The following is a 16,399-nucleotide window of genomic DNA, read 5'->3' on the forward strand; positions in this document are numbered from 1 at the left end:
ACACAATGACCAACAGCTCCACCAGCAGCGCCCCAAGCAGCAGTTCCAGCACCAACGCGTCCGACACCAACCGCAAAGGAAGTCTCGCCGCCTTCAAGGGCCTGTTCCCGTTCCTGCGGCCGTACCGCCGCCAGTTCCTGATGGCCGGCATCGCGCTGGTGGTCGCCGCTGGCGCCACGCTGGCGATTCCGGCCGCCTTCAAGCAGATGATCGACCTTGGTTTCGGCGCCTCGGCCGGGGCCAAGAGCATCCGCCATGTCGACGCCACCTTTCTTGCCCTGTTCGGCGTCGCCTCGCTGCTGGCCGTGGCCACCGCCGCGCGCTTTTTCACCGTCAGCTGGCTGGGCGAGCGGGTCACCGCCGACATCCGCAGCGCCGTCTACAAGCACGTGGTGGACCAGAGCCCCGAGTTTTTCGAAACCACGCAAACCGGCGAAGTCCTCTCGCGCATCACCACCGACACCACCCTGATCCAGGCGGTGGTCGGCACCAGCATCTCGATGGCGCTGCGTAATGTGCTGCTGTTTCTGGGCGGCCTGGTGATGCTGTTCATAACCAGCGTCAAGCTCTCCTCCATCATCCTGGCGCTGCTGGTGGCGGTGATCGTGCCGATCGTGCTGTTCGGGCGGCGCGTGCGCAAGCTCTCGCGCGACTCGCAAGACCGCATCGCCGACGCCTCCGCCATGGCCGGCGAAATCCTCAACGCCATGCCGACCGTGCAAGCCTTCACGCACGAAAAAATCGAATCGGCGCGCTTCGGCAAGTCGGTGGAAGGCGCTTTTGCGACCGCGATGCGGCGCATTCGCGCGCGCGCGCTGCTGACCATGCTCGCCATCGTGCTGGTATTCGGCACCATCGTCTTCGTGCTGTGGCTGGGCGCGCACGCCGTACTGGAAGGAAGCATGACCGGCGGCGACCTTGGCCAGTTCATTTTGTACGCCTCGATCGTGGCCGGCTCGATCGGCGCGCTGTCGGAAGTGATGGGCGAAGCCCAGCGCGCCGCCGGCGCCACCGAACGCCTGCTCGAACTGCTGTCGGTGCAATCGTCGATCCAGAACCCGGCCAAGCCGGTCGCCCTGCCCGCGCGCACCGCCAGCGGGGCCGCGCTGGCCCTGCACGACGTCACCTTCTCGTACCCGTCGCGGCTTGAGACGGCGGCGCTGGGGCACCTGACGCTGTCGATCGCGCCTGGCGAAACGGTGGCCGTGGTCGGCCCCTCGGGGGCCGGCAAGACCACCCTGTTCCAGCTGTTCCTGCGCTTTTACGACCCGCAAAGCGGCACCATCACCTTGGATGGCGTCGACATCAAGCGGCTCGACCTGCACACCCTGCGCGACGCCATCGGCATCGTCCCGCAAGACACGGTGATTTTCTCGGCCGACGCCATGGAAAACATCCGCTACGGGCGCGCCGGCGCCAGCGACGCCGAAGTGATCGCCGCCGCGCGCATGGCGGCCGCCCACGAATTCATCGAACGCCTGCCGCAGGGGTACAAATCGTTCCTGGGCGAGCGCGGGGTACGGCTCTCGGGCGGGCAGCGGCAACGGATCGCGATTGCGCGCGCGCTGCTGAAAAACCCGCCACTGCTGCTGCTTGACGAAGCGACCAGCGCGCTGGACGCCGAATCGGAGCGGCTGGTGCAAAGTGCGCTGGAAGCGGCGATGGTGGGGCGCACCACGGTCATCATCGCGCACCGGCTGGCGACGGTGCAGCGGGCCGACCGCATCATCGTGATGGAAGACGGCCGGATCGTCGAAACCGGCACGCACGCCTCGCTGGTCGCGCAGGGCGGCATCTACGCCAACCTCGCCGCCCTGCAGTTCCACAACATCCACATCGCCCACGAAGCGGCCTGAACAAATGCAATACCGACCCGGTAAGAAATTTCCCACAACCGGGGTCAGAGCATTAACTAGAAACTTTTTACACTTTTGTTGCACTGACCAAGCTAAGGCCCGGTTAGGGCAACAAGTGCGAATCTTCGATATGACGCCATGCCCGGCAGTGAGTGCGAACCCCTTCGGATGGGTGATTGCAGTAACAGTCTGACGCAAGGGTGTACGCCACAGATTTAACAATGTTTCAAGTTAAAGCTCTGACCCCGGTTTGGAAATTCAGATTCAACAAAGTTTCGAGTTAATGCTCTCACCCCGGTTGGGAGATAGTTGCTCAAGGAGATAGTGGTGACGGATGCGGAGTTGTTTCAACAGTGTCATACGGTGCTGCCGGGCCATCGGGCGCGCACGCCGGCGCAGATGTTCGCCGCCATGGCCGCGTGGTGCGAGGATAATCGCGTCGCCCATGACGTCTACGGCAACGGCGCCCTGATCGAGGAGTTCGAGCAGAAAATCGCCGACTTGCTCGGCTTCGAGGCGGCCGTGTTCTGCATCAGCGGCACCATGGCCCAGGTGACCGCCCTGCGCCTGGCCTGCGAGGACCGCGCCTGCAGCCTGGTGGCGCTCCATCCGACGTCGCACATCATCGTCCACGAAAAATCGAACTACCAGCTGCTCGGCCACTTCCACGCGCTGCAAACGGGCGACCGGCACCGCCCCTGGTCGAGCGACGACTTGCGCGCCATTCCCGATAGACTCGGCGCCGTCGCCATCGAAATCCCCATGCGCGAAATCGGCGGACAAACCCCGCCGTGGGAGGAGCTCGAAGCGATCAAGGCCCACTGCCGCACCCGCAACGCGCACCTGCACATGGATGGCGCGCGCCTGTGGGAAGCGGCCGCCGGTTACAAGCGCCCGTTGCGCGAGATCGCCGCCGGCTTCGATTCGGCATACGTGTCGCTGTACAAGGGTATCGGCGGGCTCGGTGGCGCCATGCTGGCCGGGCGCCGCGCGTTCGTCGAACGCGCCGCCGAGTGGTTCCGCCGCGAAGGCGGCAATGTGCTTCACCGCTCGCCCTACGTGGTGGCGGCGGCGATGCAGTTCGACGCGCGCCTGGCCGCCATGCCGCATTACTTCCGCCGCACCGAGTGGCTGTATGAGGTGCTGCGCGACTTCCCGGCGGTCCGCGTCAATCCGGCGCGCCCGCAGGCGAACATGCTGCACCTGCACCTGCCGGTCGCGCGCGAACGGGCTTTGGCGATCCGCAACCGCATCGCGCACGAGCACAAGATATGGCTGTTCGGCCGCGCCGCCCACGGCGCGCTGGGCGACACCAGCGTGGTCGAACTGTACGTCGGCGAGAATCTCGCCGCCCTGCCCGACCAGCGCGTGCGCGACAGCGTCGAACTGCTGGCGCGGGCCCTGGCCGCCCCGTGAGGTATAATCAGCTATTTAGCCATGCGCCAATACCTCGACTTCATGCGCCATGTGAAAGACCATGGCACCGAAAAAACCGACCGCACCGGCACCGGTACGCGCTCCGTCTTCGGCCATCAGATGCGCTTCAACCTGCAGGATGGTTTCCCTCTGGTGAGCACCAAGAAAGTGCATCTCAAGTCCATCATCCATGAATTGATCTGGTTCCTGGCCGGCTCCACCAATATCGGCTACCTCAAGGACAACGGCGTCCGTATCTGGGATGACTGGGCCGACGCCAATGGCGACCTCGGTCCGATCTACGGCTACCAGTGGCGCAGCTGGCCAACGCCGGGCGGCGCCCATATCGACCAGATCTCGCAGGTGATGGAGCAGATCAGGAATAATCCCGACTCGCGCCGCATGATCGTCTCGGCCTGGAACGTGGCCGATATCCCGAACATGAAGCTGCCTCCGTGCCACGCGCTGTTCCAGTTCTATGTGGCCGACGGCAAGCTGTCCTGCCAGCTGTATCAGCGCAGCGCCGACATTTTCCTGGGCGTGCCATTCAATATCGCCTCGTATGCGATCCTGACCCACATGATGGCCCAGCAGGCCGGCCTGGAAGTGGGCGACTTCGTCTGGACCGGCGGCGACTGCCACCTGTATTCGAACCACATGGAGCAGGTCGAGCTGCAGCTTGCGCGCGAGCCGTTCGCGCTCCCGCGCCTGCTCATCAAGCGCAAACCCGACTCGCTGTTCGACTACAAGTTCGAGGACTTCGAGGTCGAGGGCTACCAGTCGCACCCGCACATCAAGGCGCCGGTCGCGGTGTAAGGTCGCGCGATAAAAACACGCCGCGGCCCGGCGCCGCGGGCGCGCTGCCTGACTTAAAACTCTTCCCAGTCGGCTTCGACGGCGGTGCTGGCGGCGCGCCGCGCGGCCGGCACCTTGGGCGCGGCCGCTTTCTGTGCGGCGCCCCTGGGAGCTGGCGCCTGCGGTTTGCCCGCCAGGCGCGGGGCCGCCGACGCGGGTTTGCGCGCCGGCGCCTTGCGCACCTCCTGCGGCGTGCGCGCCGGCGCACCATCGACCTTGAACACGCTGACCACCTGCGTCAGCGCGCCGGCCTGCTCGCGCAGCAGGCCGGCCGCCGCCGCCGCTTCCTCGACCAGGCCCACGTTTTGCTGGGTGATCGAATCCATCTGCCCGACCGCCTCGTTGATCTGGTCGATGCCGGCGGTCTGCTCGGCGCTGGCGGTGGTGATTTCGCCCATGATGTCGGTCACGCGGGCGATGCTGGTGACGATTTCCTGCATCGTCACGCCAGCCTGGTCGACCAGCTTGGCGCCGCTGTCGACCTTATCGACCGAGTCGCCAATCAACTGCTTGATTTCCTTGGCGGCGCCGGCCGAACGCTGCGCCAGGTTGCGCACTTCGGACGCCACTACCGCAAAGCCGCGTCCCTGTTCGCCGGCGCGCGCCGCTTCCACTGCCGCGTTCAGCGCGAGGATGTTGGTCTGGAAGGCGATGCCGTCGATGACGGCGATGATGTCGACGATCTTTTTGGACGAGGCGTTGATCGACCCCATGGTCTCGACCACCTGCGCCACCACCAGGCCGCCCTTGGTGGCCACTTCCGACGCCGACATGGCCAGCACATTGGCCTGGCGCGCATTGTCGGCGTTCTGGCGCACGGTGGAAGTGAGTTCTTCCATCGAGGCGGCGGTCTGCTCGAGCGAACTGGCCTGCGAGCTGGTGCGGTCCGACAGGTCGGTGTTGCCCGCCGCGATTTCGCTTGAGGCGCTCGAAATGGTGTCGGTGCTGTTGCGCACCTCAAGGACAATCTGCGCCAGGTTCGATTTCATCTTGTCCATCGCGCCGAGCAAGGCGCCGATTTCATTGTTCCCGTGCGCGGCGATTTGCCCGGTCAGGTCGCCGTCGGCGACGCGCACGGCGATCTGCATGGCTTCCTGCAGCGGCGCCGAGATGGCGCGCACCAGCGCCCAGCCGACCGCCACGCCCAGTCCCACGCCGAGCAGCAGGATGCCCGTCATGCCGTAGGCGAGGCGCGTCAGGCTGGCGTTGACCATCTCGTCGTCGGCCTTGACCCGCTTGGCGGCCAGCTCCTTGAGGTTGACCAGGGTGGCGTCGCCAATACGGTAGCCCGGGTTGATCTTCTTGATCAGGACCGTCTCGGCGTCATCCCACTTCTCGGCCTTGATGAAGGCGGCGGCGGCGCGCACGTTCTCGATGCCCAGCCCGTCGCTCTTGGCGTACCACTCCTCGGCCAGTCGCTTTTCTTCGGGCGTCTTGATCGCGCCGATGTATTCTTCCCAGCGCTTGGCGGTGCGCCCGGCGATCGCCTCGATCTGGTCGAAGTGGACCGTCAGCGGATGGTCGTGCAACTGCGCCCACGAGAGCACCGGATTATGCTGGAGCGCCTGCAGGATCTGGCTGCGATTGAGTTCCATTTCAAGGCGAATGGACGTTTGCACGGTGGTGTTGCGCTGGTCTTCGACGGTAACGTCGCGCACCAGGTCGACCGCATGGCGGCTGCTGTAGATGCCCATGGCGCCGATGGTGACCATCAGCGCGATGAGGAAGCATAGGACACCGATGACGAGTGTCCTGATTTTCATATTGGCGAACATGCTTTACTCCTTGTGACTATGCATTGGGGCGCTGCTCGTGCCGCGCCCGATGGTGCTGAAAAATGCGTGAATGCCCTTGCGCAGTTCGTCCACATGCTCGAATTCGAGGTAGGTGACGTCGCACAGGTCCTGCAACTCGCGGATCAAGGTGGTCTTGATCGGCGCGTGCTTCCACACCAGGAACAGCACCGGGGTGCAGCGTCCTTTGAAGATGTGGTAACCGAGTTCGAATGCGCTGCTCTCGCTCATGCCGACCCGGATGTTGACCACCGCATCGGCATGTTCGAGCAGGCCCAGGCGGTGGTCGCGGAAGTTCTTGGGCGTGAACGGAAGGTGATAATCGCGCTCGAACGATTTCTTGAAGGTGTCGGCGCTTTCGGCGCGGGTGCCGGTCAGGTAGTCGAACGGATGCGGCATGCCGTTGGCGCTGTCGATCAGGTCCATGATGTCGCCGATCAGGCGCTGCTGCTCGGCGTCCGATTCGGTGAACGGCTGGCGGATGAACAGCTTGAGCGGCGTGCCGCCAGCCGTGCGTTCGCGCGAGCGGGCGCGCCGCTCGGGCAAGACGGTGGACGCCGCCGCCAGGTCGGCGGCGCCGGGCAGCGCGCGCGCGTGCGGCACCGGCGCGGCGATGGCGCCCCGCTTGCCGTGCAGTTCCTGCAACGAGGCCAGGCTGTAGCTGTCGGCGTGCGGCGCCGCTTCGAGCATGCATTCGGCGGCGGCGATGGTGGTGCATACCACCGTGCCGGCGGCCAGCGCCGCCACTCGCAACGGCCGCGATGCCACCACGGCGCTGCGCTTTTCATCGACCGTGAGGATCATCAGGGCGATCTGGCGCGCGGCCAGGCGCTCAAGGATGGTCGCGTCGTCGATCTCCTCGACCTCCAGTTCGGCGGCGCGGATCACGGTTGCCGTCACCAGGCTGGCGCACAGGGTGAAGCCGGCGCCAAGCAAGCCGCGCGCCAGCGCCACCGTGCGCGCCTGGTCGCCGCGCTTGACGCGCAGGTACACCAGGCCGGCGCGCGGCACCTTCACCGAAGCGCCCAACTGGGCCTTGAAGAAGGCTTCGCCAAAAGTAGCACCCACGCCCATGACTTCACCGGTCGATTTCATTTCCGGACTGAGGATGGTGTCCACACCGGGGAATTTCGCGAACGGGAACACGGCTTCCTTGACGGAAAAGCACGGCGCCACCGCTTCTTCGAGCACGCCCTGGCTTCGCAGGGATTGCCCGGCCATGCAACGCGCGGCGATCTTTGCCAGTTGCAGTCCGGTGGCCTTGGATACGAACGGCACGGTGCGCGAAGCGCGCGGGTTCACTTCCAGCACGTACACCACATCGTGCATGCGTCCGTCGACCCGTTTTTGCTGGACCGCGAACTGCACGTTCATCAGGCCGATCACGTTCAGTTCCATCGCCATCAGGGCCGTCTGGCGCTTGATTTCAACGACAGTGGCATCGCTCAGCGAATGCGGCGGCAGAGAACAGGCCGAGTCGCCCGAGTGGATGCCGGCCTGCTCGACATGCTCCATCACGCCGCCGATGAGCGTGCGCTCGCCGTCGCAGATGCAATCGACGTCGACCTCGATGGCGTCGTTCAAGAAACGGTCCAGCAGCACCGGCGAATCGTGCGACACCTTGACCGCTTCGCGCATGTAGCGTTCCAGGTCGGCCTGCTCATGCACGATCTCCATCGCGCGCCCGCCCAGCACATACGAAGGGCGCACCACCAGCGGGTAGCCGATTTCGCTGGCCAGGTCTACCGCGTCGGGCTCGGTGCGCGCGGTGCGGTTCTGCGGCTGGCGCAGGTCCAGCTTGTGCAGGAACTGCTGGAAGCGTTCGCGGTCCTCGGCGGCGTCGATCATGTCGGGCGAGGTGCCGATGATGGGCACCCCTGCCGCTTCCAGCGCCAGCGCCAGGCGCAAGGGCGTCTGGCCGCCGTACTGTACGATCACGCCGGCCGGCTGTTCGAGGGCGACGATCTCCAGCACGTCTTCCAGCGTCACCGGTTCGAAGTACAGCCGGTCGGAGGTGTCGAAGTCGGTCGAGACAGTCTCCGGATTGCAGTTGACCATGATGGTTTCGTAGCCATCTTCGCGCAGGGCCATCGCCGCGTGTACGCAGCAGTAATCGAATTCGATGCCCTGGCCGATGCGGTTCGGGCCGCCGCCGAGCACCATCATCTTGCTGCGCGTGCTAGGCACCGCTTCGCATTCTTCGTCGTAGGTCGAGTACAGGTAGGCGGTACTGGTCGCAAATTCGGCCGCGCAGGTGTCGACCCGCTTGTACACGGGCCGCACGCCGAACGCGTGACGCGCCTCGCGCACCGCCTGTTCGCTCGCGCCCAGCAGCGTGGCCAGACGGCGGTCGCCGAAGCCTTGCTGCTTGAGGCGGACCATGACCGGCTTGTCCAGCGCGGCCAGGGTTTGCTGTTCGATCCACAGTTCGACCTCGACCAGGTCGCCGATCTGCGCCAGGAACCACGGGTCGATCGCGCTGCACGCATGCACCTCGTCTTGCGTAAAGCCCTGGGCGAACGCTTCGCCCACATACCAGATGCGGTCCGGCCCCGGCTTGCTCAGTTCTTCCTCGATGACCGCGCGCCCGGTCTGCACGCCGTCGCGGCGCACGCCATCGACGCCGATATCGAGCCCGCGCAGCGCTTTCTGGAACGACTCCTGGAAAGTGCGGCCGATCGCCATGACTTCGCCGACCGACTTCATCTGGGTGGTCAGGTGCTCGTCGGCGCCGGGAAATTTTTCGAAGGCGAAGCGCGGGATCTTGGTCACCACGTAGTCGATCGACGGCTCGAACGAGGCCGGCATGGCGCCGCCGGTGATTTCGTTACGCAGTTCGTCGAGCGTGAAACCGACCGCCAGCTTGGCCGCCACGCGCGCGATCGGGAAACCGGTGGCCTTGCTGGCCAGCGCCGACGAACGCGAGACACGCGGGTTCATTTCGATGACGATCATGCGCCCGTCTTGCGGGTTGACCGCGAACTGCACGTTCGAGCCGCCCGTGTCCACGCCCACTTCGCGCAGTACCGCCACCGAGGCGTTGCGCATGATCTGGTATTCCTTGTCGGTCAGGGTCTGCGCCGGCGCCACCGTGATCGAGTCGCCGGTATGCACGCCCATCGGGTCCAGGTTTTCGATCGAGCAGACGATGATGCAGTTATCAAGACGGTCGCGCACGACTTCCATCTCGAACTCTTTCCACCCGAGCAGGGACTCTTCGATCAGCAGCTCCCTGGTGGGCGACAGTTCCAGCCCGCGCTGGCAGATGGTGTGGAACTGGGCGGCGTCGTAAGCGATGCCGCCGCCGCTGCCGCCCATGGTGAACGAGGGCCGGATCACGACCGGAAAACCGAGCGCCGCCTGCGCTTCCCAGGCTTCGGCCATGCTGTGCGCCACGCTTGACGTGGCCGAGGCCAGCCCGATGCTGGTCATGGCGGCCTTGAACTTGGCGCGGTCCTCGGCCTTGTCGATCGCCTCGGGGGTGGCCCCGATCAATTCGACGCCGAATTCGGCCAGCACGCCGTGGCGGTGCAGGTCGAGCGCGCAATTGAGCGCGGTCTGCCCGCCCATGGTCGGCAAAATGGCGTCGGGACGCTCCTTGGCGATGATGCGCGCCACCACTTCCCAGGCGATCGGCTCGATATAGGTGGCGTCGGCCATCTCCGGGTCGGTCATGATGGTGGCCGGGTTGCTGTTGACGAGGATGACCTTGTAGCCCTCCTCGCGCAGGGCCTTGCAGGCCTGGGCCCCGGAATAATCGAATTCGCACGCCTGGCCGATCACGATCGGGCCGGCGCCGATAATCAGGATGCTGCGAATATCTGAGCGCTTAGGCATGTTTGCTACTTTCCATCATGGTGACAAAACGGTCGAACAGCACGGCCAGGTCATGCGGGCCGGGAGACGCTTCGGGGTGGCCCTGGAAGCAGAACGCCGGCTTGTCGAGCCGCTCGAATCCCTGCAAGGTGCCGTCGAAAAGGGATACGTGGGTGACCCGGCAATTGGCCGGCAAGGTGGCGGCATCGACCGCGAAACCGTGGTTCTGCGAGGTGATCGCCACCTTGCCGGTGGCGAGGTCCTGCACCGGGTGGTTGGCGCCGCGATGGCCGAATTTCATCTTGACCGTGCGCGCGCCCGAGGCGAGCGCCATGATCTGGTGCCCGAGGCAGATGCCGAACACCGGCGTGCCGCTCTCGATCAGGGTGCGCGCCGCTTCAATGGCGTAGTCGCAGGCCTGCGGGTCGCCCGGGCCGTTCGACAGAAAAATCCCGTCCGGCGCCAGCGCCAGCGCGTCCTGCGCGCTCGCTTGCGCGGGCAGCACGGTGACGCGGCAACCGCGCCCGGCCAGCATGCGCAGGATATTGGTTTTCACGCCGTAGTCGTAGGCCACCACATGCAGGTGCGGATCCGGTTGCGGCGCGAAGCCGGCGCCGAGCCGCCATGGGCCCTCAAGCCATTCGTAAGGCGCGGGTGTCGAGACCACGCGCGCCAGGTCCATGCCATCGAGGCCGGGAAAGGCGCGCGCCAGCGCCAGCGCCTGGCCCGGTTCGGCGTCGACGACGATGGCGCCGTTCTGCGCCCCTTTTTCGCGCAGCAGGCGGGTCAGCCTGCGGGTATCGATATCGGCGATCGCCACCACGCCCTGGGCCGTGAGATAGTCGGACAAGCTTTGGGTCGAGCGAAAATTCGAGGCCAGCAAAGGCAGGTCGCGGATGATCAAACCGGCGGCCTGCACCCGCGCGGACTCGCCGTCTTCGCTGTTGATGCCGGTGTTGCCGATGTGCGGGTAGGTCAATGTGACAATCTGGCGCGCGTAGCTCGGATCGGTCAGCACTTCCTGGTATCCGGTCATGGCGGTATTGAACACAACTTCGCCGCTGGCCTGACCCATGGCGCCGATGGCGCTGCCTTCGAACAGCGTACCGTCCGCCAGGGCCAAGGTGGCACGCGCACGCGCGCCGCTGCTGTTACTAAGTGGGTGCTTCATCTGGTCTCCAAAACGTGGGCAGGCGCGCAATTGGATTTCTCAGGCTCATCTTGCGTTTAAACAAGAAAAGCATGTGAATTCCATTTGTGTTGACGCGAACGTGGAAACACCATACAGCAATCAACGAAGTTGCCCCATAGAAATTAACGTGTGACGTTTTAACCCAACACTTAGTAAGCAATTTGCCAATTTCTTCTTTGTAATTAAGGATATACGATGAAACAAGTGCTTGAGGGTTTGTTAATTGCAATCATGAAAATAACCGATGGTTTACGTGGCTTGCACGCCAAATGTACAGCGAAAATCTTCCGGATTCGCCGATTTGCACCATAATGGCGACCTTCTGATCTGTTTGGAAATACTGAGGTTTTATGAGCACACTGACTCTCATCGTCGCCATGGATGCCGCGCGCGGCATCGGCATCGACAACACCCTGCCCTGGCGCCTGCCGGAAGACCTGGCGCACTTCAAGCGCCTGACCACGGGCCACCCCATCATCATGGGCCGCAAGACGTTCGACTCGATCGGGCGCGCGCTGCCGAACCGCCGCAACATCGTCGTCACCACCGATGTGGACTGGCAGCGCGACGGCGTCGAACGCGCCCTGTCGGTGCCGCACGCGATTGCGCTGGCGGGCGAGGCGCCGGCCTTTGTGATCGGGGGCGCGCAGATTTACGCGCAAACCCTGGCGCTGGCGCAGTGCGTGATCGTCACCGAGATCGCGCACACCTTCGCCTGCGACACGTTTTTCCCGCCGCTCGACGCCCCCGCATGGTCCGAGAGCGCGCGCGAAGCGCACCACTGCGATGCCAACGGCTTCGATTACGCCTTCGTCACCTACACCAAAAAAGCGAGCTGAATACATGTCAGGACACGGTTTTCACGTACACGGGCCGCACGACCATGCGGTCGAACACGCAGCCCACAACAACGATCCATTTTCGAACAATATCGCCGTCATGACGGCGGTGCTGGCCACGGTCGGCGCCATGTTCGGCTACCAGGGCGGCGCCACCCAGAACGACGCGGCCCTGTACAAGAACAACGCCGCCATCGAAAAGACCAAGGCCGCCAACAGCTGGAACTACTACCAGGCCAAGTCGAACAAGCAGAACCTGGCCGAACTGGCGATGGTGCTGCCCGGGGTCGAGCCGGAAAAATACAAGGCCGACGTGCTGCGCTACAAGGCGGAGAAGGACGACATCCGCAAGGAAGCCGAAGCGCTCGACGCCAAGGCCGACGACTGGAACCACCAGTCCGACGCCAAGATGCACCAGCATCACCAGTGGGCGCTGGCCACCACGGCCGAACAGATCGCCATATCGCTGGCGGCGATCACCCTGCTGACGCGTAAAAGATGGCTGATGATCGGCGCCTATGCGGTCGCCGCGGTCGGCATTTTGCTCGGCGTGTTCGCTTGGCTGCACGTCGATCCGATCGGCGCGCTGATGGGTGCGGGCGCGCTCGCGCACCATTGATCCGGCACGCTTTCACGGTGGCGGGCATAGTGTGCGACACTACGGCCCGCTTGTAGTTAATCTAGCAAAAGTTTTTCACCGGATTGCCGCCATTTCTGCGAAAATCCGCTTCTTCTTTTTTTGACCGGTGCCGTGAGAGGCGTCCCGCACAGGCGTGGACATCCTCACGGCGCTTCGCTTTGGAGCTGTCCATGAAATTTCGTTTCCCAATCGTCATTATCGACGAGGATTTTCGTTCCGAGAACACCTCCGGGCTCGGTATCCGCGCGCTCGCCGAGGCGATGGAAAAAGAGGGCATGGAGGTGCTTGGCGTGACCAGCTACGGCGACCTGTCGCAGTTCGCCCAGCAGCAGTCGCGCGCCTCGGCCTTCGTGCTGTCGATCGATGACGAGGAATTCGGCACCGGCTCGATCGAAGACACCGATTCGGCCCTGATCGCGCTGCGCGCGTTTGTGAAGGAAATCCGTCACAAGAACTCGGATATCCCGATCTACATCTACGGCGAAACGCGCACCTCGCGCCACATCCCGAACGACATCCTGCGCGAACTGCACGGCTTCATCCACATGTTTGAAGACACGCCCGAATTCGTGGCGCGCCACATCATCCGCGAAGCCAAGTCCTACCTCGACGGCCTGGCGCCGCCGTTCTTCCGCGCGCTGGTCAACTACGCCAACGACGGTTCCTACTCCTGGCACTGCCCCGGCCACTCGGGCGGCGTGGCTTTCCTCAAATCGCCGATCGGCCAGATGTTCCACCAGTTCTTTGGCGAGAACATGCTGCGCGCCGACGTCTGCAACGCCGTCGAAGAACTCGGCCAGCTGCTCGACCACACCGGCCCGGTCGCCAAGTCCGAGCGCAACGCGGCGCGCATCTTCAACGCCGACCACTGCTACTTTGTCACCAACGGCACCTCGACCTCGAACAAGATGGTGTGGCACTCGACCGTCGCACCGGGCGACATCGTGGTGGTGGACCGCAACTGCCACAAGTCGATCCTGCATTCGATCATCATGTGCGGCGCGATTCCCGTGTTCCTGATGCCGACCCGGAACCACCTCGGCATCATCGGCCCGATTCCGCTCGAAGAATTCACGCCCGAATCGATCGCCCGCAAGATCGAAGCCAATCCGTTCGCGCGCCAGGCCGTCAACAAGAAGCCGCGCATCCTGACCATTACCCAGTCGACCTACGACGGCGTGGTATACAACGTCGAAACGCTGCGCGAAATGTTGGACGGTAAGATCGACACCCTGCACTTCGACGAAGCGTGGCTGCCGCATGCGACCTTCCACGACTTCTACAAGAACATGCACGCGATCGGCAAGGACCGTCCGCGCGCCAAGGAATCGATGATCTTCTCGACCCAGTCGACCCACAAGCTGCTCGCCGGCCTGTCGCAGGCCTCGCAAGTGCTGGTGCGCGAGTCGGAGACGGTCAAGCTGGACCAGGATGCCTTCAACGAAGCCTACCTGATGCACACCTCGACCTCGCCGCAGTATTCGATCATCGCCTCGTGCGACGTGGCCGCGGCCATGATGGAAGCGCCGGGCGGCACCGCGCTGGTGGAAGAATCGATTTTCGAAGCGCTCGACTTCCGTCGCGCCATGAAAAAAGTCGACGCCGAATTCGGCAACGACTGGTGGTTCCAGGTGTGGGGCCCGGACACCTTCTCGGAAGAAGGCATCGGCACCCAGGACGACTGGATGATCCGCGCCGAGGACGACTGGCACGGTTTCGGCAACCTCGCCCCCGGCTTCAACATGCTCGACCCGATCAAGGCCACCGTGGTCACCCCCGGCCTGTCGCTCGACGGCGTGTTCGGCGAGTCCGGCATTCCGGCCTCGATCGTCACCAAGTACCTGGCCGAACACGGCGTGATCATCGAGAAGTGCGGGCTGTATTCGTTCTTCATCATGTTTACGATCGGGATCACCAAGGGCCGCTGGAACACGCTGGTCACGGCGCTGCAGCAGTTCAAGGACGACTACGACAAGAACCAGCCGATGTGGCGCATCCTGCCGGAGTTTGCGCAAGCCAACCCGCGCTACGAAGCGATGGGCCTGCGCGACCTGTGCCAGCAGATCCACGACTTCTACAAGACCTACGACGTGGCGCGCCTGACCACCGAGATGTATTTGTCGGACATGATCCCGGCGATGAAGCCGTCCGACGCCTTTGCCAAGATGGCGCACCGCGAAATCGACCGCGTGGCGATCGAGGAGCTGGAAGGCCGCATCACGGCGATTCTGCTCACGCCCTACCCGCCGGGCATTCCGCTCTTGATCCCGGGCGAGCGCTTCAACAAGACCATCGTCGACTACCTGCGCTTCGCGCGCGACTTCAACGAGCGCTTCCCCGGCTTCGAGACCGACGTGCATGGCCTGGTCAAGCGCGAAGTGGACGGCAAGCGCGGCTACTTCGTGGACTGCGTGCGCCAGTAAGCAGGACCTTCGGGAGGCGCCAGCGCCTCCTGCGTACAACAAAAAAGGAACCCTCGGGTTCCTTTTTTGTTGTGCACGAACGCGAGGGCGATGCTCAGGCCTTCGGCAAGGTCACCCCGACCTGGCCCTGGTACTTGCCGCCGCGATCCTTGTACGACACGTCGCACACTTCGTCCGATTCGAAGAACAGCACCTGCGCCACGCCTTCGTTGGCGTAGATCTTGGCCGGCAGCGGCGTGGTGTTGGAAAACTCCAGCGTCACGAACCCTTCCCATTCGGGCTCGAACGGGGTCACGTTGACGATGATGCCGCAGCGCGCGTAGGTCGACTTGCCCAGGCAGATGGTCAGCACATTGCGCGGAATGCGGAAGTATTCCACGGTGCGCGCCAGCGCGAAGGAATTGGGCGGGATGATGCAGAAGCCCTTGCCCGACACATCGACGAAATTGTTTTCGTCAAAATTCTTCGGATCGACGATGGTCGTATTAATATTGGTGAACAGCTTGAATTCATCGGCGCAGCGGATATCGTAGCCGTAGCTCGAGGTACCGTATGAAACGATTCTCTGACCATCGCGCTCCTTGACCTGGCCCGGTTCGAAAGGCTCGATCATGCCCGTTTCGGCCGCCATCTTGCGGATCCATTTATCGGATTTAATGCTCATACGTGTCGTTCCAGAAGAGAGAATAGGGATTTTCCCGCGATTTTACGCGAAAAGTCCCTGCCAGCGACAGTCGGCGGGCGCAGATAACTATCCCGCGCCCTGGCCTTGCGCGAGCAATCTGGCGATCATCTCGCGCGTCAGGCGCCCCGCCAGCTCGGGCGACTCCATCGGGAACAGATGGCCGCCGCCGGGGATCTCGGCAAAATTGTCGCCCACCAGCTTGCGCGTGGCGTCCAGGCCGGCCTGGCGCAGCTCCACCGATTCGGTGCCGGCGATGAAGCCGATCGGCACCGGGTAGGCCTTGTCCATCACGCTGCCCAGGTGGTGCGGCAGGCCGCGGTAAATCTCGGTCTCCACCTCGCGCGAAAAGCGCAGCTGCACGCCGTCCGGGTGCGGTTCCAGGCCGTGTTCCAGGTAGTCTTGCAGCACGCCCGGCGCCCAGCTGGCGAACACCGGCTTGGAAATGAAATGGTCGTAGGCCGCCTGCACGCTCGGCCACACGGTGCGGCGGCGGCGCGACAGGCGCGCCGGCGACAGGTAATCGCTCCAGCTTTGCTTCGACTTCACCACGCGCCACAGCATGGCGCGCCAGCCCGCCACCACCGGCGAATCGAGCATCACCACGCAGCGCACCAGGTCCGGCCGCTGGCGCGCCGCCATCATGCTCAGCATCCCGCCCAGCGAGTGGCCGACCAGGATGGACGGCTCGCCGTAGCTCTCGAGCGTGGCGATCAGGTGCTCGACCAGCTTGGGCCAGCCGTCGCTGACCGGATAGGCAGGATCGTGGCCGTACATGTCGACCGCGCGGATATCGAAGTCCATGCGCAGTTGGTCGAAGAACTTGGTGTAGCTACCGGCCGGGAAGCTGTTACCGTGTGAAAAATGGAGGATCGGTGTCGTCATTT

Annotated in this window: 11 protein-coding genes; 6 read left to right on the forward strand and 5 right to left on the reverse strand. The window is 64.0% G+C overall.

Translation table 11 applies throughout. From position 1 onward, the window contains the following. Positions 1-5 precede the first annotated feature (5 nt). The 3 genes from F1735_RS13335 (at position 6) to F1735_RS13345 (ending at position 4,088) form a co-directional block, all read left to right on the forward strand. Positions 6-1,856: an ABC transporter transmembrane domain-containing protein gene (locus F1735_RS13335; RefSeq protein WP_167237386.1), complete on the forward strand. Its 1,851-nt coding sequence runs from the start codon at positions 6-8 to the stop codon at positions 1,854-1,856. Positions 1,857-2,183: 327 nt separating this feature from the next. Beyond that, entirely contained in the window at positions 2,184-3,272 is a 1,089-nt protein-coding gene (locus F1735_RS13340; protein ID WP_167237413.1) for a threonine aldolase family protein, read from the forward strand. A gap of 21 nt (positions 3,273-3,293) precedes the next feature. Then, positions 3,294-4,088 (forward strand): thymidylate synthase, encoded by a 795-nt coding sequence (locus tag F1735_RS13345; protein ID WP_167237387.1) that lies wholly within the window; start codon positions 3,294-3,296, stop codon positions 4,086-4,088. A gap of 53 nt (positions 4,089-4,141) precedes the next feature. Here the strand turns inward: F1735_RS13345 and F1735_RS37880 are convergent, their stop codons facing one another. The 3 genes from F1735_RS37880 to carA are packed head-to-tail and all read right to left on the reverse strand — an operon-like array spanning position 4,142 to position 10,907. Next, positions 4,142-5,902 carry a methyl-accepting chemotaxis protein gene (locus tag F1735_RS37880; RefSeq protein WP_167237388.1) on the reverse strand — a complete coding sequence of 587 codons (1,761 nt, stop codon included), beginning with the start codon at positions 5,900-5,902 and terminating at the stop codon, positions 4,142-4,144. A gap of 3 nt (positions 5,903-5,905) precedes the next feature. After that, positions 5,906-9,757: a carbamoyl-phosphate synthase large subunit gene (gene carB / locus F1735_RS13355; protein WP_167237389.1), complete on the reverse strand. Its 3,852-nt coding sequence runs from the start codon at positions 9,755-9,757 to the stop codon at positions 5,906-5,908. Continuing rightward, positions 9,750-10,907 (reverse strand): glutamine-hydrolyzing carbamoyl-phosphate synthase small subunit, encoded by a 1,158-nt coding sequence (carA, locus tag F1735_RS13360; RefSeq protein WP_167237390.1) that lies wholly within the window; start codon positions 10,905-10,907, stop codon positions 9,750-9,752. The genes carB and carA overlap by 8 nt, the downstream gene beginning before the upstream one ends. Before the next feature lie 371 nt (positions 10,908-11,278). Here carA and F1735_RS13365 point away from each other — a divergent pair, with 371 nt between their 5' ends. The 3 genes from F1735_RS13365 (at position 11,279) to F1735_RS13375 (ending at position 14,830) form a co-directional block, all read left to right on the forward strand. Further along, the gene (locus tag F1735_RS13365; protein ID WP_167237391.1) at positions 11,279-11,767 is read left to right on the forward strand and encodes a dihydrofolate reductase; all 489 of its coding nucleotides are present in this window, start codon (positions 11,279-11,281) and stop codon (positions 11,765-11,767) included. A 4-nt stretch (positions 11,768-11,771) separates the two neighbouring features. Beyond that, positions 11,772-12,386: a DUF4337 domain-containing protein gene (locus tag F1735_RS13370; protein WP_167237392.1), complete on the forward strand. Its 615-nt coding sequence runs from the start codon at positions 11,772-11,774 to the stop codon at positions 12,384-12,386. 191 nt (positions 12,387-12,577) lie between these two features. Continuing rightward, positions 12,578-14,830: an arginine/lysine/ornithine decarboxylase gene (locus F1735_RS13375; protein WP_166881042.1), complete on the forward strand. Its 2,253-nt coding sequence runs from the start codon at positions 12,578-12,580 to the stop codon at positions 14,828-14,830. A 94-nt stretch (positions 14,831-14,924) separates the two neighbouring features. On the opposite strand, the gene dcd is transcribed toward F1735_RS13375, so the two are convergent. Both dcd and F1735_RS13385 read right to left on the reverse strand, forming a co-directional pair. Next, complete coding sequence (dcd, locus tag F1735_RS13380; RefSeq protein ID WP_167237393.1) at positions 14,925-15,494, reverse strand: dCTP deaminase; 570 nt, start codon at positions 15,492-15,494, stop codon at positions 14,925-14,927. Positions 15,495-15,581: 87 nt separating this feature from the next. Beyond that, positions 15,582-16,397: an alpha/beta fold hydrolase gene (locus tag F1735_RS13385; protein WP_167237394.1), complete on the reverse strand. Its 816-nt coding sequence runs from the start codon at positions 16,395-16,397 to the stop codon at positions 15,582-15,584. Between the last annotated feature and the right edge of the window lie 2 nt (positions 16,398-16,399).

The organism is Massilia genomosp. 1 (assembly GCF_011682185.1).
Lineage (GTDB): Bacteria > Pseudomonadota > Gammaproteobacteria > Burkholderiales > Burkholderiaceae_D > Telluria_A > Telluria_A rubra.